25 protein-coding genes are annotated in these 21,292 nt (G+C 71.0%); 8 read left to right on the top strand and 17 right to left on the bottom strand.

What is annotated here, in order from left to right; all coding sequences use genetic code 11:
• The coding region (locus QM638_RS11845) for a hypothetical protein (RefSeq protein ID WP_415142178.1) at positions 1–698 on the top strand (698 nt) is incomplete at its 5' end.
• A 27-nt stretch (positions 699–725) separates the two neighbouring features.
• Here the strand turns inward: QM638_RS11845 and QM638_RS11840 are convergent.
• Positions 726–1,916 (bottom strand): HpcH/HpaI aldolase/citrate lyase family protein, encoded by a 1,191-nt coding sequence (locus QM638_RS11840; protein WP_415142177.1) that lies wholly within the window; start codon positions 1,914–1,916, stop codon positions 726–728.
• Between the two features lie 142 nt (positions 1,917–2,058).
• Here QM638_RS11840 and QM638_RS11835 point away from each other — a divergent pair, with 142 nt between their 5' ends.
• Positions 2,059–3,300, top strand: a complete 1,242-nt coding sequence (locus tag QM638_RS11835; RefSeq protein ID WP_415142176.1) for a TerD family protein — start codon at positions 2,059–2,061, stop codon at positions 3,298–3,300.
• Positions 3,301–3,513: 213 nt separating this feature from the next.
• On the opposite strand, the gene QM638_RS11830 is transcribed toward QM638_RS11835, so the two are convergent.
• From QM638_RS11830 to QM638_RS11815, 4 genes are all read right to left on the bottom strand, one after another.
• Complete coding sequence (locus QM638_RS11830) at positions 3,514–4,185, bottom strand: TerD family protein (protein WP_415142175.1); 672 nt, start codon at positions 4,183–4,185, stop codon at positions 3,514–3,516.
• Complete coding sequence (locus QM638_RS11825; RefSeq protein WP_415142174.1) at positions 4,185–5,261, bottom strand: DUF475 domain-containing protein; 1,077 nt, start codon at positions 5,259–5,261, stop codon at positions 4,185–4,187. The genes QM638_RS11830 and QM638_RS11825 overlap by 1 nt, the downstream gene beginning before the upstream one ends.
• 73 nt (positions 5,262–5,334) lie before the next feature.
• Positions 5,335–5,913 carry a TerD family protein gene (locus QM638_RS11820; RefSeq protein WP_415142173.1) on the bottom strand — a complete coding sequence of 193 codons (579 nt, stop codon included), beginning with the start codon at positions 5,911–5,913 and terminating at the stop codon, positions 5,335–5,337.
• Positions 5,914–5,966: 53 nt separating this feature from the next.
• On the bottom strand, positions 5,967–6,548 hold the full coding sequence (locus tag QM638_RS11815; protein ID WP_415142172.1) for a TerD family protein: 582 nt from the start codon (positions 6,546–6,548) through the stop codon (positions 5,967–5,969).
• Positions 6,549–6,764: 216 nt separating this feature from the next.
• Here QM638_RS11815 and QM638_RS11810 point away from each other — a divergent pair, with 216 nt between their 5' ends.
• Positions 6,765–7,340, top strand: coding sequence for a TerD family protein (locus tag QM638_RS11810; RefSeq protein WP_415142171.1), 576 nt, complete (start codon positions 6,765–6,767; stop codon positions 7,338–7,340).
• A 65-nt stretch (positions 7,341–7,405) separates the two neighbouring features.
• Here QM638_RS11810 and QM638_RS11805 read toward each other — a convergent pair whose 3' ends face one another.
• The 3 genes from QM638_RS11805 to mca form a co-directional block, all read right to left on the bottom strand.
• Positions 7,406–7,930, bottom strand: coding sequence for a hypothetical protein (locus QM638_RS11805; protein WP_415142170.1), 525 nt, complete (start codon positions 7,928–7,930; stop codon positions 7,406–7,408).
• Between the two features lie 123 nt (positions 7,931–8,053).
• Positions 8,054–8,314: a hypothetical protein gene (locus tag QM638_RS11800; RefSeq protein WP_415142169.1), complete on the bottom strand. Its 261-nt coding sequence runs from the start codon at positions 8,312–8,314 to the stop codon at positions 8,054–8,056.
• A 12-nt stretch (positions 8,315–8,326) separates the two neighbouring features.
• Positions 8,327–9,295: a mycothiol conjugate amidase Mca gene (gene mca / locus QM638_RS11795; RefSeq protein ID WP_415142168.1), complete on the bottom strand. Its 969-nt coding sequence runs from the start codon at positions 9,293–9,295 to the stop codon at positions 8,327–8,329.
• A 44-nt stretch (positions 9,296–9,339) separates the two neighbouring features.
• Between mca and QM638_RS11790 the strand changes: the two genes are divergently transcribed.
• Positions 9,340–9,744 carry a DUF4307 domain-containing protein gene (locus tag QM638_RS11790; protein ID WP_415142167.1) on the top strand — a complete coding sequence of 135 codons (405 nt, stop codon included), beginning with the start codon at positions 9,340–9,342 and terminating at the stop codon, positions 9,742–9,744.
• Between the two features lie 150 nt (positions 9,745–9,894).
• Here the strand turns inward: QM638_RS11790 and greA are convergent, their stop codons facing one another.
• The 4 genes from greA to QM638_RS11770 form a co-directional block, all read right to left on the bottom strand.
• Positions 9,895–10,407: a transcription elongation factor GreA gene (gene greA, locus QM638_RS11785; protein ID WP_415142166.1), complete on the bottom strand. Its 513-nt coding sequence runs from the start codon at positions 10,405–10,407 to the stop codon at positions 9,895–9,897.
• Positions 10,408–10,633: 226 nt separating this feature from the next.
• The gene (gene ilvA, locus QM638_RS11780) at positions 10,634–11,860 is read right to left on the bottom strand and encodes a threonine ammonia-lyase (RefSeq protein ID WP_415142165.1); all 1,227 of its coding nucleotides are present in this window, start codon (positions 11,858–11,860) and stop codon (positions 10,634–10,636) included.
• 14 nt (positions 11,861–11,874) lie between these two features.
• Positions 11,875–13,317: an AI-2E family transporter gene (locus QM638_RS11775; RefSeq protein ID WP_415142164.1), complete on the bottom strand. Its 1,443-nt coding sequence runs from the start codon at positions 13,315–13,317 to the stop codon at positions 11,875–11,877.
• Between the two features lie 54 nt (positions 13,318–13,371).
• On the bottom strand, positions 13,372–14,538 hold the full coding sequence (locus tag QM638_RS11770; RefSeq protein WP_415142163.1) for a cystathionine gamma-synthase: 1,167 nt from the start codon (positions 14,536–14,538) through the stop codon (positions 13,372–13,374).
• Positions 14,539–14,696: 158 nt separating this feature from the next.
• Here QM638_RS11770 and msrA point away from each other — a divergent pair, with 158 nt between their 5' ends.
• Positions 14,697–15,350, top strand: coding sequence for a peptide-methionine (S)-S-oxide reductase MsrA (msrA, locus tag QM638_RS11765; protein ID WP_415142162.1), 654 nt, complete (start codon positions 14,697–14,699; stop codon positions 15,348–15,350).
• A gap of 67 nt (positions 15,351–15,417) precedes the next feature.
• Here msrA and QM638_RS11760 read toward each other — a convergent pair whose 3' ends face one another.
• The 4 genes from QM638_RS11760 to QM638_RS11745 all read right to left on the bottom strand — a co-directional run bounded on the left by QM638_RS11760 (position 15,418) and on the right by QM638_RS11745 (position 19,023).
• Positions 15,418–16,647 (bottom strand): hypothetical protein, encoded by a 1,230-nt coding sequence (locus QM638_RS11760; RefSeq protein ID WP_415142161.1) that lies wholly within the window; start codon positions 16,645–16,647, stop codon positions 15,418–15,420.
• Between the two features lie 80 nt (positions 16,648–16,727).
• Positions 16,728–17,213 (bottom strand): GNAT family N-acetyltransferase, encoded by a 486-nt coding sequence (locus QM638_RS11755; RefSeq protein WP_415142160.1) that lies wholly within the window; start codon positions 17,211–17,213, stop codon positions 16,728–16,730.
• Positions 17,214–17,281: 68 nt separating this feature from the next.
• Positions 17,282–17,656: a pyridoxamine 5'-phosphate oxidase gene (locus tag QM638_RS11750; RefSeq protein ID WP_415142159.1), complete on the bottom strand. Its 375-nt coding sequence runs from the start codon at positions 17,654–17,656 to the stop codon at positions 17,282–17,284.
• A gap of 23 nt (positions 17,657–17,679) precedes the next feature.
• Complete coding sequence (locus QM638_RS11745; protein WP_415142158.1) at positions 17,680–19,023, bottom strand: chloride channel protein; 1,344 nt, start codon at positions 19,021–19,023, stop codon at positions 17,680–17,682.
• Positions 19,024–19,066: 43 nt separating this feature from the next.
• Between QM638_RS11745 and QM638_RS11740 the strand changes: the two genes are divergently transcribed.
• Positions 19,067–19,543 (top strand): MarR family winged helix-turn-helix transcriptional regulator, encoded by a 477-nt coding sequence (locus QM638_RS11740; RefSeq protein WP_415142157.1) that lies wholly within the window; start codon positions 19,067–19,069, stop codon positions 19,541–19,543.
• Positions 19,544–19,551: 8 nt separating this feature from the next.
• Here the strand turns inward: QM638_RS11740 and QM638_RS11735 are convergent, their stop codons facing one another.
• Positions 19,552–20,196, bottom strand: a complete 645-nt coding sequence (locus QM638_RS11735) for an IMPACT family protein (protein WP_415142156.1) — start codon at positions 20,194–20,196, stop codon at positions 19,552–19,554.
• 131 nt (positions 20,197–20,327) lie between these two features.
• On the opposite strand from QM638_RS11735, the gene QM638_RS11730 reads away from it, so the two are divergent.
• Positions 20,328–20,828, top strand: coding sequence for a helix-turn-helix domain-containing protein (locus QM638_RS11730; protein WP_415142155.1), 501 nt, complete (start codon positions 20,328–20,330; stop codon positions 20,826–20,828).
• Complete coding sequence (locus QM638_RS11725; RefSeq protein ID WP_415142154.1) at positions 20,825–21,250, top strand: VOC family protein; 426 nt, start codon at positions 20,825–20,827, stop codon at positions 21,248–21,250. Before QM638_RS11730 ends, QM638_RS11725 begins: the two co-directional genes overlap by 4 nt.
• The last annotated feature ends 42 nt before the right edge of the window (positions 21,251–21,292 follow it).

Raw genomic sequence — 21,292 nt, 5'->3', positions numbered from 1 at the left:
TGGCCGCGGGGGGCGCGTTCCGGGCCGGAGCGCAGGCCGCGCTGGACGCGGCCGCCGAGCTGAGCGCCGCGGCCGAGGACGTGGTGGCCGCCGCCACCAGGCTGCTCGACCTCAGGCACCACGGCAGCGGCCGGCTCGCCTCCTCCCGCACCCGTCGCGAGGGCATCCTCGGCCGGGTGCCGCAGGTCCGGGAGACGCTCTCCTATCTCCGCCGCACCTATTCGATGGCCTGCTCGCAGGATCTCGACGACGTGCCCACGACCGCCGAGCGCGAGGTCCAGGCCGCGACCGAACTGCTCGACCAGGTGGCCACGGCCCAGTCCGCCGGCAGCTGGGAGCAGGCGGCCGACCTGCTGGACCGGGCCCGCGAGCATCTGGGGACCGCGGAGAAGGGGATCAACGACGTGGTCGAGCGGCGACACGATCTGGACGCTCTCGCCGAGGACCCGGACGCCGAGCTGGAGCGGGTCCGCTTCGTGGTGCGCGACGCCCAGCGGCTGGTGGTCTCCGCCGGCACCCGGGCGCCGCACGGCGAGGCGGCGATCCTCGACACCGCGATGACCCGGCTCACCTCGGCCCGGGCCGCGCTGCACGGCACCCACCCGGACTACTGGACCTATCTGGTCGAGCTCCGGGCGGTCAGGGACGTCACCGCGGGCGTCGTACGCCGCACCCGCGCGGCCCTCGCTCCGCAGTAGCCTGGCGACGCCTGGGCGCCGCCGCCGTCAGGCGGAGCCCGCCGCGGCCGCCTGGGTGCCGGCGATCAGCAGGTCGACGAAGCCCACCTCCGGGCGGGTCACCCCGAAGACGCTCGCCCGCCGCAGGATCCGCTCGGCCCAGGCCCGATGAGGCTTGGCCTCGTTCATCTTGTTGCCGTACTGCGAGGCCCGCACTCCCCCGCCGGTCATGTCGTGGCCGACGATGTCGCAGGCGTCGCTCCACTCCTCGTGGGTGACGACGCTGAGCGCATGCACCGCCAGCACATGGGTGGGATGGATGACGGTCTTGCCGGTCAGTCCGTTCGCCTTGTCCAACGCGGTCTCGCGGATCAGCCCGTCCAGTGCGCGGGTGACCAGCCGGTGCCGCAGCCGGCCGGCGTTCTGGGCGACGAACGGGGTCTGCCGCAGCTGCGGCTTGAAGAGCCTGCCCTGGTCGGGGAAGTGCTCCCAGACCGGTCCGGTGACCACGAAGCCGGTGCCGTCCGCCCGGCCCAGCACGTTGACCACATCGGTGATCACCGAGGCGATCAGCGGCACGTCGTACACGGTCAGGTCGCGGCTGCGCCGCAGCCCGTACGCCGAGGAGAGGTCGGTCGCGCCGAGCCGTACGGCGAGCACCGACTCGCGCTGGGCCGCCAGCAGACCCGCCACCCCGGCCAGCAGGTCGGCGCGGGTCTCGGCATAGATGGCCTCCGGCGACTCGATCACCGGCATCGCCCGCAGCCGGAGCCCGGTGGCCGCCCGTGCCTGGGCGATCGCCTCCAGATACTCCCGCCCGCCGGTCGCGGTGAACTTCGGCAGCACGAACCCCGACAGCAGGTCGGCGTGCTCGGCGAGATCGGCGACGATCTCCCCGATCTGCTCCGGGTTGCGGACCCGGATGAAGGTCAGCGGTATCGCCGTTCGATCGGGGTCGCGGCGGCCCAGATCACGCAACTGCGCGCCGGCATGCTTCTGCGCCGACGGCAGGTCCTCGTCGGCGATCGCGTCCTCCAGGCAGATCACGCTGCTGGTCAGCCCGGTCGCCCGCTGCCGCAGCAGATCGTCGGCCAGACCCGGGCGAGTGGCCGGCATGTACAGGGTGGCGCCGAGCGCGGTGGCGAGGGTCTCCAGGTCGTCGTACCGATCGAAGGGCTCGGGCCGCAGGTGGAACAGCGCGTCGAGCTGATCGTCGTCGAGCTGATCGAAGTGGTGCACGGCGCTCCCCGGGAGGTGATCCGGCGACCCTGTGGGCAAGGGCCGGTTGGCGCGGGACGCTACCACCACCCGGTGGCCGGCGGGCGAGCGATCCGACGCCGAACCTCATCGGGGGTGGGTCGGGTGTGGCACGATCCGAGGCATGACGAATCCCGGTCCCGTGACCCTCTCCAAGGGTGGCAACACCGCGCTCGGCGCCACCTCCCTGACCGCGACCCTGGGTTGGACCGGCGGCCCGGGGACTCCCGACGTGGACATCTCCGGTCTGCTGCTCACCGCCACCGGGAAGGTGCGCGACGACGACGACTTCGTCTTCTACAACCAGCCGCAACACGCCAGCGGCGCTGTCGTCCATCGTGGCAAGTCCGGGACCAGCGACACCCTCGCGGTCGACCTCGACCGCCTACCCGCCGAGATCGAGAAGGTGGTCGTCGCGGCCTCCGCCGACGGCGGCACGTTCGGTCAGGTGCAGGGCCTGACGGTGACGGTGAGCGAGGCGGCTACCGGCGCCGAGCTGGTCCGGTTCCCCGAGATGGGGGCCAGCACCGAGACCGCGTTCGTCGCCGGGGAGTTCTACCGGCGCAACGGGGAGTGGAAGTTCCGCGCGGTCGGCCAGGGCTGGGCCTCGGGACTGGCCGGCCTGGCCACCGACTTCGGCATCAGCGTCGAGGAGCCGGCCGCGGCGCCCCCTGTCCCGCCTGTCCCGCCCGCGCCACCTGCTCCCGGCGCCCCGATCCCGCCGCCACCGCCACCGGGCGGGACGTGGACCCCGACTCCTACCCCGCCTCCTCCGCCGGGAGCCGCCCCGACGGCCTCACTCGAGCAGGGCAGGGTCAGTCTGGTCAAGGGCCAGAAGGTCAGCCTGGTCAAGGGTGGCGGCGGGCTCGACCGGGTCACCCTCGGCCTCGGTTGGGACCCGGCCCGGCGTGGACGGTCGATCGATCTCGACGCCTCGGTGATCGCCTTCGACTCCGCCGGGAACCCGGCCGAGATGATCTACTTCGGTCACAAGACCGGGCTGAGCGGCGCGATCCAGCACAGCGGCGACAACCTCACCGGCGCCGGGGAGGGCGACGACGAGCAGATCCGGGTCACCCTGTCCGCGATCCCTGCCCAGGTGACGGCGCTGGTCTTCACCATCAACTCCTACCGCGGCCACAAGTTCACCGACGTGAGCCGGGCCTTCTGCCGGCTGCTCGACGACCGCGGGACCGAGCTCGTCCGCTACGACCTGACCAACTCCGAGCCCCGCACCGGCGTGGTGATGGCGGCCCTGCTGCGCACCCCGGCCGGGACGTGGGAGATGAAGGCGATCGGTTCCTACGCCGACGGCAAGACCGTCCGCGTCATGGTCGAGCCGGCCTGGCGCGCGCTGCAGTCCTGACCTCGCAAAGCAGAAGCCAAGCCAAGCCAAGGCAGCAGAAGCCAAGGCAGCAGAAGCCAAGGAAGGAGCCAGGACAAAGCAGGAGCCAGGACAAGGCCGAACAGAGGCAAATGGTCCTCGCTGCACACGACCATTTGCCTCTGCTCGGCTACGGTTGACGCCGTGCACCCGAGTGGCCCATGGCTGCCTGGTGGAGTGACCGACCCGCGGAGCCTACTTGCGGCCCGCGGTCCAGCGCAGGCCCCAGCCATAGGCCTGGTCGAGCTCCTGGTGGCCGCTGACGTAGCGGTTCTCCCGGGTGATGGTGAGGTTGCCGCCGTTGTTGGCGATCATCGCGATGCCGCACATCCGGGCGCGCGGGTTCCCCTCCTCCAGCCGTACGTCGAAGGTGCGGCCGGAGGCCGGGTAGACACTCACCACGCCGTCGGCCTCGGCCCAGTTGGGGACGCCGTCATAGATGAGCGCGAACACCAGGATCCGGTTGATCCGAGCCGGCTCGGTGAGGTCGACGAACAGGTTCTCCCCGGCGGTGTTGGTGCCGCTGCGGTCGTCTCCGTCGAGCCGGACGATCGGCGTACCGCCGAAGCTGTGCCGGTCGTTGAACGCGTTCCCCAGCGCCTGCACGACCCCCTTGGAGCCGTCGGCGTACTCGTACAGGCAGCCGAGGTCGAGGTCGATGGCGGTGGAGCGCTTGAACAGCCCGCCCTTGCCCGGCCGGGAGTTCCAGTTCAGGTTGACCCGCAGGATCCCGCTCTCGGACTCCTGCTTGGTCAGCGACACGCTCGGCGCGGTCTTGGTCAGCGAGACCGTGCCGCCCGACTGGCCGCCCGACTGGCCGCCCGAGCCCTCCGAGCCTCCCGGACTCTTCGTGTAGTCGATCGCCATCAGCTGTTCACCAACTCGTTCTCGGAGACATCGTTGTCGTCCGGCTCGTTTCGCTTGCGGATCAGGGAGGTGAGGAACGCGACGCCGATGAAGCCGACCCCGATCAGGCCGGTCACCACCTCGGGCACCTCGTGCTTGATGGTGATCAGCAGGATCGTGGCCAGGGCACCGATCGCCCACATCGCCCCGTGCTCCAGATAGACGTACTCCGAGAGCGTGCCCTGCCGCACCAGGTAGACGGTCAGCGACCGGATGTACATCGCGCCGACGCCGAGGCCGACCGCGATGATGAAGATGTCCTGGGTGATCGCGAACGCGCCGATCACGCCGTCGAACGAGAAGGAGGCGTCGAGCACCTCCAGGTAGAGGAAGAGGAAGAACGCCGCCTTGCCGGCGGCCTTGACCAGCGTCCGGTTGCCGTCCTCGTCCTCGTGGTGGCCGGCCTCCTCGAACAGGTCCCCGAGACCCCCGACCAGCAGATAGATCCCGATGCCGAGCGCCCCGGAGACCATCACCGTGTCCGGCTTCTCCGCGATCGTCTGCGCCACCACCACCAGCACGGTCAACGCGACCACCACCGAGAGCTGGTCCAGCTTCCCGATCTTGGCCAGCGGCCGTTCGACCCAGGCCAACCAGGCGATCTCACGCTCCTCGAAGACGAAGTCCAAGAACAGCATCAGCAGGAACATCCCGCCGAAGGCGGCGATCGCCGGGTGCGCGTCGTGGAGCAGGTAGGCATAGGTGCCGGGGGTGTCGATGGAGCCGCCGTCGAGGGCCTTCTGCACCACCTCGACCGGGTTGAGGTGAGCGGTGATGCTGACGATCGCCAGCGGGAAGATCAGCCGCATCCCGAAGACGGCGATCAGGATGCCGATGGTCAGGAAGATCTTCTGCCAGAAGGCGTTCATCCGCTCGAGGATGGTGGCGTTGACCACCGCGTTGTCGAAGGAGAGCGAGATCTCCAGGATGGAGAGGATCGCCACCAGCGCGAGCGCCGAGGGCCCGCCGAGGATCAACGCGCCGGCGAGCGCGAGGATGGTGACGACGAACGCCCAGCCGAAGGTCTTGAGGATCACGATACGGGTCCTAGCGGGATGTCGGGCCGGCCTGGTTGCCGAGCCTGGCGGGTGAGATCGCGTCGACGGCCGGTCAGCCGACGTTGACGCCGTAGTCCTTGGCGATGCCGGCCAGCCCGGAGGCGTAGCCCTGACCGATGGCGCGGAACTTCCACTCGCTCTCCCGGCGGTAGAGCTCGCCGAAGATCATCGCGGTCTCGGTGGAGGCATCCTCGGACAGGTCGTAGCGGGCCAGCTCGGCACCGCTGGTCTGATCGACGATCCGGATGAAGGCGTTGATCACCTGGCCGAAGGACTGCTGGCGGGTGAGCGCGTCGTAGATGGAGACCGGGAAGACGACCTTGTCGACGCTCGCCGGCAGTGCGCTGAGGTTGACGTTGATCACCTCGTCGTCGCCCTCGCCCTCACCGGTCAGGTTGTCGCCGGTGTGCTCGACCGCGCCGTCGGGTGAGGTCAGATTGTTGAAGAAGACGAAGTGCTGGTCGGAGAGCACCCGACCGTCCGCACCGCAGATCAGCGCGCTCGCGTCCAGGTCGAAGTCCGCGCCGGTCGTCGTACGCACATCCCAGCCGAGGCCGACCGCGACCGCGGTCAGGCTCGGGGACATCTTGCTGAGGCTGACGTTGCCGCCTTTGGTGAGCGATACCGACATCGACTGGTCCTTTCAGATGGTGTGGATCGATGCTCTGGGTTGACCCGGGGAACTCAGACGTTGACGCCGTAGTCCTTGGCGATGCCGGCCAGCCCGGAGGCGTAGCCCTGGCCGACCGCGCGGAACTTCCACTCGCCGCCGTGCCGGTAGAGCTCGCCGAAGATCATCGCGGTCTCGGTGGAGGCGTCCTCGGACAGGTCGTAGCGGGCCAGCTCGGCGCCATCGGCCTGGTTGACCACCCGGATGAACGCGTTGCGCACCTGGCCGAAGCTCTGGCCGCGCGCGTCCGCGTCGTAGATGGAGGCGGCCACCACGATCTTGTCGATCTCGGCCGGTACGGCGGCCAGGTTGACCTTGATCTGCTCGTCGTCGCCCTCACCCGCGCCGGTCAGGTTGTCCCCGCTGTGCTCGATCGAGCCGTCCGCGCTGACCAGGTTGCCGTAGAAGACGAAGTGCTTGTCGGAGAGCACCGACCCGGCCTCGGTGACCGCCAGCGCCGAGGAGTCCAGGTCGAAGTCGGCGCCGGTCGTCGTACGCACGTCCCAGCCGAGGCCGACCGTGACCGCGTTCAGCCCACCCGGGCCGGCCTCCTTGGTCAGCGAGACGTTGCCACCCTTGGTGAGCGAGACGGCCATGACTGGACTCCTGTTCGGTGCGGCTACCCGGATTTCGGGCCGACGCCTGTGAACCTACCTTGTCCGTCCAGTGAAGAAACCACTTCCGGCCGGAGTCGCTCCGGCCGGGGCCGGGCACGGTGGGTTTCGCCGATCGGCGCGGGTGGAAGGCCTAGGGTGTCACCGGCTGTCGCCGCCCACGGCGTCGGCTCGATCATCGTCGATCTGGGAGGTCTCATGTCAGTCTCGCTCACCAAGGGTCAGAGCGTCTCGCTGGTCAAGGGGGACGGCGGCGGCCTGACCCACGTCCGGATGGGGCTGGGGTGGGACGCGATGAAGAAGAGGGGACTCTTCGGCTCCCGGTCGCAGTCGATCGACCTGGACGCCTCGGCGGTGTTGTACGACGCCCAGGGGCAGCCGGTCGACCAGGTCTGGTTCCGCCAGCTCAACAGCCAGGACGGCTCGGTGCGTCACTCCGGGGACAACCTCACCGGGGAGGGCGAGGGCGACGACGAGTCGATCACCGTCCATCTCGACCGGGTGCCGGCACAGGTGGCCCAGATCGTGTTCCTGGTGAACTCCTTCACCGGCCAGGACTTCTCCCAGATCGAGAACGCCTTCTGCCGGCTGGTCGACGAGACCACCCGCACCGAGATCGCCCGCTACGACCTGACCGGATCCGGCAGTCACACCGCGCAGATCATGGCGAAGGTCGCTCGCACCGGCGGTGGCTGGTCGATGACGGCCATCGGACAGATCGCCAACGGCCGGACCTTCCGGGACCTGCTGCCGGCGATCGCCCAGGTGCTCTGAGCGACCCGGACCGAGCCGGCGGCCGACGCGGCTGTCTGCCTCCGCGGCCGGTGCCTCGGAGGTCGTCAGAACCGTCCGCCGGGGCCGCCAGGACCGCCGGGGCCGCCGCCCGGGCCGCCGAAGCCTCCCCCGGGGCCGCCGAAGCCTCCCGGGCCCCCGAAGCCGCCGTGGCCGAAGCCCCCGCCGCCGAAGAGGCGGGACAGGAACCCGGGTCGCCCGCCGATGCCGTCGCCGCCGGTGAGCGCGCCCCAGATCGCCGAGCCGACGAAGCCGGCCGCCAGCGAGGCCAGGATGGTGGTGCCGACTCCGGCCGAGCCGAGTCCGTTGCTGCCGAAGAGCCGCTGCAGCGCACCCGGCTGCTGCACCTCGAGCCTGGTCGCCGAGCGGGCCAGGGCCGAGGCCGAGGCATCGGCCGGCACCTCCGAGGTGGTCGAGAGGGCCTGCAGGACCTGTTGCCGCTCGGCCGGGGTCATCGCGGCGAAGGCCTGCTCATGCGCCTGCTCGATCTGGTCGGGCGGCGCGGTGCGGAGCAGGTACTGGTACCGGGCGACGGCGTCGCCGCCGGTGCCCTGATTGGTGGCGGTAGTCATGGGATCCTCCGTCTGATAGTTGCTCTCATCAACTATCAAACGCGGCTGCGGTGAGCCGAGCCCTTGAGTTCCCTGTGCGCTTACTGTGAGATCGCCGGTGAGGGGCGGGGTCCTGGGACCGGCTCAGTCGGTCGGGTGCTGCTCCCGCGAGGTGTCGCGCGCCTGCGGTGCCGGCGCGGCGGCCTTCGGGGTCGGCTCGTCGTCGTACACCCCGGCCTCGCGCGCGGCCCGGACCTTCTTGAACTGCCGGCTCAGGCTCCAGCCGAGGAACGCCACCGCCAGGATGAGCAGCAAGAAGACGCCGAACGCGCCCCAGCCGGCAACCACATCGTTGTCGTCGGGGATCTTGTCGGCCGCGGTGATGACCAGGACGAGGGCGGACATGACTCCAGTGTCTCACTCGGTGACGAGGTGGCCCACCGCGACGTCCGCGCCGACCGTCGCACGCCCGGCGGCGTCGGCCTCGGCCGGTGTCCCGACGCCCGCGAACAGGTCGTCCTCGGGCAGGTCGGTGGGCACATAGCTGGTGACCAGCTCGAAGTCCTCGGTGGGCCAGACCGTCTCCTGGACCTCACGCGGGATCGCGAACCAGGAGCCGTCCGGGTCGATCTGAGTGGCGTGGGCGAGCAGGGCCTGGTCGCGCACCCCGAAGTACGCCGCGCACGGCACCCGGGTGGTGATGCGCGCATCCCACTCCGGCTCCGGCTTCCAGTGGGCGAGCCGTTCGGCGTACGGCGACTCCAGCCCGTGCGCGATCATCGCATCGTGCAGCGCCTGGGTGCGGGGCCGGTTGAAGCCGTGGTTGTAGTAGAGCTTCAGCACCTGCCACGGCTCACCCAGGCCGGCGAACCGATCCGGATCCGCGGCGGCGGCGAAGGCCGCCACGCTCACCCGATGGCACATCACATGATCCGGGTGCGGGTAGCCGCCGCGTTCGTCGTACGTCGTCATCACGTGCGGTCGGAAGGTCCGGATCAGCCGCACCAGCGGCACGATCGCCTCCTCGAGCGGCACCCGACCGAAGGCGTCCTCGGGCAACGGCGGCTTGGGGTCTCCCTCCGGCCAGCCGGAGTCGACGAAGCCCAGCCAGTCCTGGCTCACGCCGAGGATGTCGCGGGCACGCTCCATCTCCTGGCGGCGGATCTCGGAGAGGTTCTCCAGGATGCCCGGGCGGTCCATCTTCGGGTTGAGGATGGAGCCGCGCTCGCCGCCGGTGCAGGTCGCCACGTGCACGTCGACCCCCTCGGCGACGTAGCGGGCGGTGGTGGCGGCGCCCTTGCTGGACTCGTCGTCGGGGTGCGCGTGGACGTGCATCAGCCGGAGCCCGGCATGCTGCGAGGTCTCCTGGCCGGGGTGCTGCGACATAGCCTCGATCCTAAGCGTGTGGCATCGGGTGGGACGATATGGCCGTGAGTGTGCAGGACCCCGCCGATCGGATCGCCCGTCGCTATCGCCGTGACCGGCCCAAGGGACGGGTGCTGCTGATCGCACTGCTGGTGCTGGTCGTGCTCGCGGTGGCCTGGTTCGGCTGGGCGCTGTGGGTCAACCTGCATCCGAAGGTGACCTCCGGGCTGTCGACCTGGCAGGCGCAGGGCGAGAACAAGGTGCGGGTGGACTACGTGGTCCGGTTGCATGCCGACGTCACCGCCACCTGCACCGTCACCGCCGAGGATCCCAACCAGCAGGTCCTGGGCCGGACCACCATCAAGGTCACCGAGAGCGGCGCCGCGCGGGTGGTCTTCGCCACCGAGCGCGAGGCCGCCCGGGTGGAGTGGGGCGGCTGCACCGCACCCGGGCAGTCCGACGCTCGCTGAACCGGCCCAGCGGGCAACCGCCATGTGGCCAGGGGACGACTTACTGCGCGAAACTGCCACTTCTCGAGGGTTGCAACCCCCGAGAAGTGGCAGTTTCACCGGTGAACCGGTGAAACCGGCGCGCGTGAAAACCCGCCGCGCAGCTGATCCTCAGTCGACGAACGGCACGGCCTTGAGCACATGCACCTTCAGCGTCCGGCCGGTCGGGCCGGTGAACTCGACGGTGTCACCCACCCGGGCACCGCTGAGCGCGGCACCGATCGGCGCGGCCGGGGAGTAGACGTCCAGCTCGTCGGCGTACGGCTTCATCTCGATGGAGGCGAGCAGGAACGTCTCGGCCTCATCGTCGTCGTCGCCGTCGAACTTGTAGGTGACGACCTTGCCGGGAGCGACCACTCCGTCGTCCTCGGGCGCGGTCGTGTCGGCACCGCGCAGGGTCTGCTCGAGCTTGAGGATCTCGCCCTCCAGGCGGCCCTGCTCCTCGCGGGCAGCGTGGTAGCCGCCGTTCTCCTTCAGGTCGCCCTCGTCGCGGGCCGAGCTGATCTCCGCGACGACCTGCTGGCGGCGGGGACCCTTGAGGTACTCGAGCTCAGCGGTCAGCTTGTCGAAGGCACCCTTGCTGAGCCACACGGTGGCGGGGCTGGATTGCGTCGACTGCGTCATGGTGAGTTCTCCTGGTATGTACGAAACGCCGGACCAGGGACAACCCGGGCCGGCGCTCTCGGTGTCCCGAGGCCGTCGATAGTCGGTGACGCATCGCGATCTCGGAGACGTCAGAAATAGAAGTCTAACAATGTTGTGGTCGCCCTCGCACATAACCGCCGGTGTGGGCGAGCGGCGGCGGACGATCGACCATCTGCGCCGGGGCGATCGTGGGGCCGCTCGCGCGTCAGTCGGTGGTCGCGGCGTACCCCTGCTCGCGCAGACCGGCGAGCACCTGCTCGGCGTGGCGTGCGCCGCGGGTCTCCAGTTGGAGCTGCACCTCCACCTCGTCGAGGTAGAGGCTCGGGCTGTGCCGGGTGTGCACCACCTCCAGCACGCTGGCACCCGACTCCCCCACCACGCGCAGCATGGCCGCCAGCGACCCGGGCGTGTCCGGGATGGTCACCCGCACCGGCAGATAGCGCCCGGCGGCCGTCATCCCGTGCTGGATCACCTTGCCGAGCAGCAGCGGATCGATGTTGCCCCCGGAGAGGACCACGACGATCGGCCCCTCGAAGCCGCTCGGGTCGTCGAACAGCGCCGCCACCCCGACCGCGCCCGAGGCCTCGACCACCAGCTTGGCGCGCTCCACCAGCGCCAGCAGCGACCGCGAGATCGACTCCTCCGAGACCATCCGGATCTCGTCCACCAGGTCGCGGATGATCGGGAAGTTGACCTCGCCCGGCAGACCGACGGCGATGCCGTCCGCCATGGTCTGCATCCTGGTGAGCTGCACCGGTCTGCCGGCCGCCAGCGAGCCCGGGTACGCCGCGGCCGCCTCGGCCTGGACGCCGACGATCCGGAGATCCGGCCGGGCGGTCTTCATCGCGAGCGCCACCCCCGACAGCAATCCGCCGCCGCCCAGCGGCACGATGACGGTGCGCGCCTCGGGGACCTGTTCCAGCAGCTCAAGGCCGAGGGTGGCCTGCCCGGCGACCACGTCGGTGTGGTCGTAGGGATGGATGAGCACGGCCCCGGTCTCGGCCGCGAACGCCCGGGCGGCGGTCATCGACTGCTCCAGGTACTCACCGGAGAAGACCACCTCGGCGCCGTAGCCGCGGGTGGCGTTCTCCTTCGGGATCGGCGCGCCCTCGGGCATGAAGACCGTCGCCGGGATGCCGAGCATCTTCGCCGCCAGCGCCACCCCCTGGGCGTGGTTCCCGGCGGAGGCGGCCACCACTCCACGGGCGCGCTCCGCCGCCGGCAGCCGCGCGATCCGGACGTAGGCGCCCCGGGCCTTGAAGGATCCCGTGCGCTGCAGGTTCTCGCACTTGAGCAGCACCGGGGTGCCCACCGCCTCGGTGAGCCAGCGGGAGGTCTGGATCGGCGTCTCGACCACATGCCCGCGCAGCAGCTCCCGGGCGGCGGCGAGGTCGGCCGGCGACAATGCCGCGGGTGTCTCGGGTTGACTCATCGGATCCTCCGGACTCACTCGGGCTCCAGGCCGGCCATGTCGTCAGGCTCGTCCGGGTCCCGCTCGGCGGCAAGATGGTGCACCACCGCGTTCACCGCGGCGGCCAGCGGCACCGCCACCAGCGCTCCCGCCACGCCCGCGACGAGGACACCGGTGGCGATCGCCAGGATCACCGCCAGCGGATGGACCGCCACCCAGCGCCCCATCAGGAACGGCTGCAGTCCGTGCGCCTCCAGCTGCTGGACCAGGATCACGCCGCCGAGCATGATCAGCGCGGTGATCAGGCCCTGGTCCACCAGCGCGACCAGCACCGCGACGGTGCCGGCGACGGTGGCGCCGATCAGCGGGACGAAGGCGCCCAGGAAGACGAGCACGCCGATCGCGGCGACGAACGGGACGCCCAGGATCGCGGCGACGATCATGATGCCGGCCGAGTCGACCGCGGCGACGATGACGGTGGCGCGGGTGAACTGGGTCAGCGAGGTCCAGGCGACCCGCCCCGAGCTGTCCACCCGCTCGCGGGCGCCGCGCGGGGCCAGACGCACCAGCCAGGCCCAGATCCGGTCGCCCTCGGCGCAGAAGAAGTACGTCGAGAACAGCACGATGAACAGGCCCGCGATCACGTCCAGGGCGACCCCGCCGACCTCGGTGACCCGGCTGATCGGGCTGCCGCCGGCGGTGCCCCAGTCCTGCAGTCCCCTCTGCGCCCGCTCGATCCAGCCGTCGATCTGACTGTCGGTGGCGTGCAGCGGGCCGGTCTTCAGCCAGCGGCGGATCTCGCCGAGCCCCGCCGACGCCTGGTTGGCCAGGTCGCTGGCGCCGGAGGCCACCTGGCTGCCGGCGAAGGTGAGCATCGCCGCGACCAGGACGATCACCCCGATCACCACCAGCAGCGCGGCCGCGCTACGGGGTATCCCGATGCGTTGCAGAGCGTTGACGATGGGCGTGACGAGGGCGGCGATCAGCAGGGCGATGGCGACCGGGATGACCACCACCTCCAGGTAGCCCAGGGCACGGACCAGCAGGTAGCCGGCGGCCACGATCACCAGCAGCCGCCACGCCCAGGAGGCAGCGAGCTCCACGCCGTACGGCACGGTGGCCTTGCGCGGCAGGCTGCTGCTCAGCGGCGCCGGTGAGGCGAGCTGCTCCTGTCGCACCTCGCGCAACTGGCTCCACTGCTGGTACAGCCTGCTCGCCAGGCTCTCGGTGGACTCGCGCTCGGGACCGGCGCCGGTCTCCGACGACGGCTCGCCTCGGCGCGGGCCCGCGCCCCGGCGCCGGTGCACACGGTCGCGAGCCCGGTTCTCGTCGGGCCGGCCGGGCTGATCGGGCTGATCGGGCTGATCGGGCTCGCCGCTCCGGTCGGGCCCGCCGCTCCCCTCCCCGGTCTCGTCGCTCGCCGCGGGGCCGGGGTCGTCGGCTGGCCCTTCCCCCGAGGTGCGGCCGTCGTCGCTCACAGGATGGAGGCTACCGGCGTCGCCAGGCGCCCGGCGAGAGGTCGCCCGACCGACTCAGCCATCGAGGGCGCGCTCCAGGTCCGCGACCAGATCGCCGGCGGTCTCGAGGCCCACCGAGAGCCGCAGCAGGTCGGCCGGCACCTCCAGATCGGTGCCGGCGACCGAGGCGTGCGTCATCCGGGCGGGATGCTCGATCAGGCTCTCCACTCCGCCCAACGACTCACCGAGGGTGAAGACCTCCGTGCGGGCGCAGACGGCGAGCGCCTGCCGCTCGCCGCCGGCGACCCGGAAGGAGACCATGCCGCCGAACCGCCTCATCTGGCGTTGGGCCGTCTCATGGCCGGGGTGCGTCTCCAGCCCGGGATAGATGACCTCACCCACCGACGGATGGGCGGTGAGGAACGCGACGACGCGCTCGGCGTTGTCACAGTGCCGCTCCATCCGGACCGCGAGGGTCTTCAGCCCACGGTGGGTGAGGAAGGCGGCGAACGGGTCGGCGACGCCGCCGATCGAGTTCTGGTGGAACGCGATCCTGTCGGCGATCTCCAGGTCACGCACCACCAGCGCACCGCCGACCACGTCGGAGTGCCCGCCGACGTACTTCGTGGTGGAGTGCACGACGATGTCGGCGCCCAGCGTGAGGGGCTGCTGGAGGTACGGCGAGGCGAAGGTGTTGTCCACCACCAGCAGCGCGCCGGCGTCGTGGGCGAGGGCGGCCAGGGCGGCGATGTCGCCGATGTTGAGCAGCGGATTGGTCGGGGTCTCGACCCAGACCAGCCTGGTCCGACCGGGACGGATCGCCGCCGCGACGGCCTCGGTGTCCCAGACCGGGACGGCGTCGTAGTCGACCCCCCAGGGAGCCGCGACCTTGTCGACGAGTCGGAAGGTGCCGCCGTAGGCGTCGTCCGGGATGACCAGGTGGTCGCCGGGCCTCAGCAGGCTGCGGATCAGGGTGTCCTCGGCAGCCAGGCCGGAGGCGAACGCGAAGCCGCGCTCGCCGTCCTCGACCGCCGCCAGCGCACCCTCCAACGCGGTCCGGGTCGGGTTGGCCGAGCGGCTGTACTCGTAGCCGCCGCGCAGCCCGCCGACGCCGTCCTGCTTGTAGGTCGAGGTCGCGAAGATGGGCGGGATCACCGCGCCGGTGACGGGGTCGGGCTCGTAGCCGGCGTGGATGGCGCGGGTCTCGAAGCCGGACTTGTGCCGATGCTGCTGTTCGCTCACGGGGCCGAGCCTATGCCCCGGGCTCCCGGGCTGCCCGGTGAGCACGGCCGCGATCCCACCGGCGTCTGCGATGGATTCGGCAGACCTGCGGGTCCGCTGGGAACGCGGGCGGCCTCCACGGTGTTGCAGACTGTGAAGCACGACTTTGAGGAGGTCTGATGTTCGGTCGTTCCGCCGCTCTCCAGCCCGCTGAGCGCACCCTGCCCGGGCGCGCCGAGGAGCTCTTCGACCTACCCGCCGCCCACCGGGTGCTCGGCACGCCGCTGCTGGCCGATCCCGCCGCCGGCACCGCGCCGGAGGGCTTCGAGGTCGCCTACTTCGGACTCGGCTGCTTCTGGGGCGCCGAGGAGATCTTCTGGCAGATCCCGGGGGTCTATGCCACTGCCGTCGGCTACCAGGGCGGCACCACGCCGCATCCGACGTACGACGAGGTCTGCACCGGCCTGACCAACCACACCGAGGCCGTGCGGGTGGTCTTCGACCCCTCGAAGGTGTCCTACGCCGACCTGGTCAAGCGGTTCTTCGAGATCCACGACCCGACCCAGGGGATGCGGCAGGGCAACGACGTCGGCACCCAGTATCGGTCCGCGCTCTATGTGGCCACCGCCGAGCAGGAGGCGACCGCGCGCGAGCTGACCCGGATCTACGGCGAGGAGATCGCCCGCCGGGGGTACGGCGAGATCACCACCGAGATCCGTGAGGTGCCGACCTTCTATCCGGCCGAACCGGCTCACCAGCAGTACCTGGACCGCGTCCCGAACGGCTACCGCTGCCACGCGAACACGGGGATCCCGTTTCCCGAAACCGCCTGAGGCGTCGTCACAACGGTCCGGCACGGTGTGCCACGCGATCGATCCGACCGCGGGGGGTCGCAGGCTGCTACCGGTCCTGGTCGCGGTCCTCGACGCCCGGCCTGCGCAGCCGGCGGCGGACGCGGCGGACCTTGTCCTGCGCCCACCAGGTCGGGCGACCTCGGCGGTCGACCTCGGCGAGCAACTCGGCGAGAGCGCCGACACCGACGCCGTCCATCGCGTCGAGCCGGTTCGCGTCCGGATCGACCCAGCGCTCGGCCGGCATCGCCACCGGGATGAGATCCGCGAGATCGCCGTGGACCTGGACGCCGCGCTGTCGGATCCAGCGCTGCCAACGCTCGCCGGTACGCCGCACCCACTCGTGATGGGCGGGGTCGAGCTCGATCCGGGCCTGGGGAGTCGTCCGCAGGCCACGCCGGACCAGCACCTCCTGGACGATGCGGTGATACCGACCGCCGCGGCGCACCGACTCGCCGAGCCGCTGGTTGAGCTCGCGCAGCAGCCGGGTCTGCGCCACCCCCAGCGAGGCGTTGACCCGGTCGTCCCGGTTCGGCTCACGGGGCGCCGATGCCGGGTCGATGCCGAGCGCCGCGGCGAACCGCTCCCAGGGCAACGACCGCTGCGAGCTGGCCCGCGGCACCGTCACCAGATGGAGTCGCTCCGCCGGAAGCTCCGCGCCCCACACCTCGAAGACCCGGCGCAGGTTGAGATCGCGCATCAGCGGCAGCTCTCGCCGGCGCGCGGCCTCGAGGAACTCGCCGAAGCTCCTGACCCCGCCGTGCTTGACGGACTCCTGCCAGCCTCCGGCGAGCTGTCGGCCGAGGTCGGTGGCGCTGACGACCACGTGCACCTCCAGGCCGTCGAGGTCGGCGACCGCCTGGCGGGCCTGCTCCCGGGTCGCACCGGCGAACACCTCGTGGCTGACCAGTCGTACGCCGTCCGACCGGCGGATCCGCCCGACCAGCTCGTCCCAGCGGCCGTCGACCTCCCAGCCCCGGCGCCCGTGCCGCATCCCACGCAGGTCGAGCGCCGCCCGATAGTGCAGGCTCAGCGGATGGTGGAGCCCACGCCCCCGGGGCAGCACCACGCCCTGGTCGGCGAGATGGGCCGCGTTGAGAGCCAGCCGGTGCTGCAGGTAGGTGGTGGCGCTCTTCGGCGAGCCGACGTGCAACACGACGCGATCCGGGCTCGGCCGGGCCGGTCCCTCGGCATGGGCGGCGTCCGCCCGTGGTCGGCGTACATCGGGCAGGGGCTCGGCGGTGCGCATGTGACTCCCGTCGGCTCGAGATCGGGTCATGACCAACCCAACGGGTCGTTCCTGTGCGTGCGCTGGGAGGGTTCTCGGCCCGTGCTGGGAGAGTCCGATCGCTCGTCTGGTCACGACAGCGGTAGATGCATCACGCACAGGCCGACGTAGCCGTGCCGCCGTGAGCGGAACGCGCCGGGGACGGTGCCGATGACCCGGAAGCCGAGCGAGGTCCACAGCGCCATTGCCGCGGTGTTGGTCTCGACGACCGCATTGAACTGGATGGCGGCGAAGCCCTGCTCGCGGTGCCATGTCACGCAGTACTCCCCCAGCAGCCGGCCGACTCCCCGTCCGCGCGCCGCCGGGGAGACCATGAACGAGGCGGTGCCGACGTGGCTCCCGCGACCGGGACGGTTCGGTCCCATCTTCGCGCTGCCGAGCACCGTCACGCCGTCGACCGCGACAACCACATGGTCCTGCATCCACAGCGCCGCGGCCTCGTCGGAGGTCAGGTCGTCGGGATAGGCGTAGGTCTCCCCGTCGGCGACGATGTCCGCGAAGAACTCATGGATCTGCGGCCAGTCGGCGGCGGTCGCGGCACGGATCTCGATGTCCACCGCTCCATCCTCGGCCAGGTCCTCCCGGGCGCGCCAATCGAACGCCGCGCCGGATCGTGGCGGAAGGCTCAGCAGCCGCCCGGCCGCCAGGCCGCCGCGATCGCCGGCGGCGGCGGACCGTCGGAGTGGTACGGCGGTCGATGGAGCACGCCGCTGGTCGGCGTGATCACGATCTCGTCGCCGGCGACGACGGCGGTGCCGTCGACCAGCAGGGTGTGCCCCTTCGCCTCCAGCGGCGCGAAGAGCAGCGTCACCAGCCCGGCGGCCTCGACGTTCGCCGAGGCCGCCCGGCCGGCGCCGATCCTCAACCGGTCGCCGTCGCACCGGACCTGGACCCCGGCGGCACGCACCGCGCCGGTGGAGTTCGCGGTCAGCACGTAGCCCTCGGCACCGAAGAACTCCACGGCGGCCGGGACCTCCGGCAGCGGGACCTGGATGCTCATGACGGTGACGACGATACCGCCGCTCAACGATCCCCGACGGCGATGATCTCCGACCGGTCCAGATCGACGCCGCGGCGGCTCAGCTTGCGGGTGTAGATGGTGTCCGGGCTGAACCGATGACTCAGTCCGGTGGCCAGCGCGACCGCGACCATCAACGGCAGGATGACCGAATACTCGCCGGTGAGTTCGAAGAGCATCACCACGGCCGTGATCGGCGCCCTTGCCGCCCCCGCGAAGACCGCCGCCATACCGATCACCGCGTAGGCTCCGACCGGCGCGATGTGGGCCCCGGCCACCTGGGCGATCTCACCGAAGGCGGCCCCGAGCATCGCGCCGAGGAACAGGCTCGGCGCGAAGACACCGCCGGATCCACCGATCCCGATGGTCAGGCTGGTCGCCACCATCTTGCCGGCCGCCAGCAACAGCAGGAACCACACCGCGTAGCCTCCGCCGACAGCCTTGCCGAGGACGGGGTAGCCCACGCCGTACAGCTGTGGCAGGGCGAGCAGCAGGACGCCCAGCGCCAAGCCCCCGACCGCCGGCCGCGCCCACTCCGGCCAGCGCCACCAGGCATCGCACAGGTCCTCGATGGCGTAGAGCACTCGGCTGAACAGCACGCCGAGGAGACCCGCGATCAGGCCGAGGAGTGCCACCAAGGCGTACTCCCAGTGGTGCTCGAGGGAGAACGACGGCAGCATCAGGAACGGGTCGTCGCCGAGGATCGCACGTCCGATGGCGGCACTGGTCACGCTGGCCAGGACGACCATCCCGAACACCTGGGCGGTGAAGTCGCCGAGGATGAGCTCCATCGCGAAGAACACCCCCGCCAAGGGGGCGTTGAAGGTGGCGGCGATGCCTCCTGCGGCACCACAGGCCACCAGCACCCTCAACCGAGGCGCGTTGAGCCGCGCCAGGATCCCCAGCGTCGATCCCCACGCCGAGCCGATCTGGACGATCGGCCCCTCCCGGCCCACCGACCCGCCACCGCCGATGCACAGCGCCGAGGCCAGCGCCTTCACCGCCGGGACCTGCGGACGGATCCGACCACCGTGGTGCGCGACCGCGACCATGACCTCGGGTACGCCGTGACCGCGCGCCTCCGGCGCGAAGGCGCGCACGATCGGTCCGTACGCCAGTCCGGCAACCGCGGGAGCGAGCACCACGAAGAACCGGCCCGCCCACTCGAGTCCTGGGTGGGCGGCGCCCGGATGGGCGGCGTAGTCGGCGTACCCCGAGAACACGAGCGTGAAGACGCGGATCAGCCAGCGGAAGGCCACGGCGAGCAGGGCGGTGCCGACGCCCACGACGACGGAGAGGGCGACCAGCGCGACGTCGGCCGTACGGAGCCAGCGAGAGATCCATTGCATCAGGCAACTATTGTGTCGGGCAATGCCTCGTAGGATCGCTCGGATGGACACATCGCGAGACGACAACGAGGAGCTGGTCACCGCGCTCCTGACGGCATCACGTTCCCTGGTCGGCGTCTCCGCGCGCTCCCTGGCCGACATCGAGGATCGGGTCACCCTCGGCCAGTTCAGGACCCTGGTGGTGCTGGACGGTCACGGCCCGACCCGACTCAACCAGCTCGCTCAGCGCCTCGGTGTCGGGCCGTCGACGGCGTTGCGCACCGTCGACCGACTGATCGAGGCCGGACTCGTCGATCGTCGGGAGAACGAGCACGACCGGCGCGAGGTGATCATCCGCGCCACGGCCAGCGGGCGGGAGGTGGTCGCTCTGGTCACCGAGCGACGTCGACGGGCCATCGCGGACATCGTGCGACGAATGCCGGCCACCGAGCACCGCGTGCTCGTTGACGCGCTCCTCGCCTTCACCGAGGCCGCCGGCGAGCCACGTGCCGGCACCGAGGCGTCCTCGATCCCGTGGTGAGCGCGGGCTCAGCTCTCGCCGATGTCGACCCAGCGTTCTCTGACCGCCGCCATCCGGCCGGTGCCGCCGGTGGCCGCCGCGAGCAGCGCCTCGACGCGCGGCAGGTCGACCGGAGCGACGCCGAGTCGCAGCCCCACCCGCTCGGCGTACGTCGTCTCGAGGACCGTCGCGCCGGCGGCACGCAGCTCGGTCTCGATCCGGCCGGCGACGTCGTGGGTCAGCGCCACCGACCAGATGCCGAGCAGCTCGCGGCGCAGGCCGCCGGCCTCGGCCAGCGCCAGCCGTACCGCCTCGGAGTAGGCCCGGACCAGTCCCCCGGCACCGAGCAGCGTGCCGCCGAACCACCGCGTCACCACCGCGACCACGTCGCTGACGCCGGCCCCGGCGTGACCACGCAGCACCTCCAGCATCGGCGCGCCCGCCGTACCCGCCGGTTCGCCGTCGTCGCTGGACCGCTCGACCGGCTGCGGCCCCGGGCCCAGACGGAAGGCGGAGCAGTGGTGTCGCGCGTCCCAGTGGTCCCTGCGAAGCCGCTCGACCACGGCCCGCGCCGTGGTCTCGTCCTCGACTCGGCGCAGCGTGCAGCGGAAGCGGGATCGCTTGACCTCGATCTCGGCCTCGGCGTCACCGGCGATGGTGAGATAGCCGGTCATCCCGGCCAGCTCGACCAGCTCGGCGTTCCGCGGCCACCCGGCTCGCCGCCGGGCAGGCGGAGCACGCTCGGCGTCGGTTCGGCCACCGGCCCATTGTCGCGGACGGTGCCGACCGGTCAGACTCGGTCTCGATGCCTCTGCCCACCGAGCGTCATCTGCTGCGCGCCCGTGACTTCGCCGATGCCAACTACACCGAGCCGATCGGCGTGGCCGCCATGGCCTCGGTCGCCGGGCTGAGCCAGGCGCACTTCACCAGGGCGTTCAAGGAGACCTTCGGCGTCACCCCGCACGGCTACCTGCTCACCCGGCGTCTGGAGCGGGCGGCCGCACTGCTGCGCAACACCGATCACAGCGTCGCGGACATCTGCATGGCGGTCGGCCTGACCAGCGTGGGCAGCTTCACCACCAGCTTCACCCGCACGTTCGGTCGGACCCCGACCGCGTATCGTGCCGCGTTCCCGCCGGTCCCGGGCCGCTTCGCACTGCCCAGCTGCGTGGTGCGCGCGCACGGCCGGCCCCAGGTCCGCACGTTTCGAGAAGACCCGGCCCCCGCCGACTCCGTAGCGTCTGAGCCATCGCCCGGGCCACCGCCCGAGCCGTCACCGGACAACGAGCGAGGAGAGCCCCGATGAGCATCACCATCTCGACCATCAACCTCTGGGTGCACGACCAGGAGGTCGCCCTGGACTTCTGGACCAACAAGGTCGGCTTCGAGCTTCGTTCCGACGCCAGCTTCCCCGAGATGCCGGGGTTCCGCTGGCTGACCGTCGGACCGAAGGACCAGCCGGACATCGAGGTCGTGCTGATGGAGATCCCCGGCGCCCCGGTCCTCACCGACGAACAGCACGACCTGGTCGAGAAGGTGATGAGCCAGGGCCTGGTCGGCGCGATCTTCCTGGTCACCGATGACGTCCGTCGCGACTACGACGAGCTGTCCGCGCGCGGCGTGGAGTTCACCGAGAAGCCGGAACAGCGGCCCTACGGCATCGACTGCGGCTTCCGGGACCCGTCGGGCAACCAGATCCGGCTCGCCCAGATCACCGCCGACTTCTGAGCACGTCGATGTGTGGAGTGCGCTGACCGTATAGAGGTCAGC

Origin of the sequence: Nocardioides sp., from assembly GCF_047606145.1 — a bacterium.
Classification (GTDB): domain Bacteria; phylum Actinomycetota; class Actinomycetes; order Propionibacteriales; family Nocardioidaceae; genus Nocardioides.
This window is presented reverse-complemented; position numbering and strand designations above follow the sequence as displayed.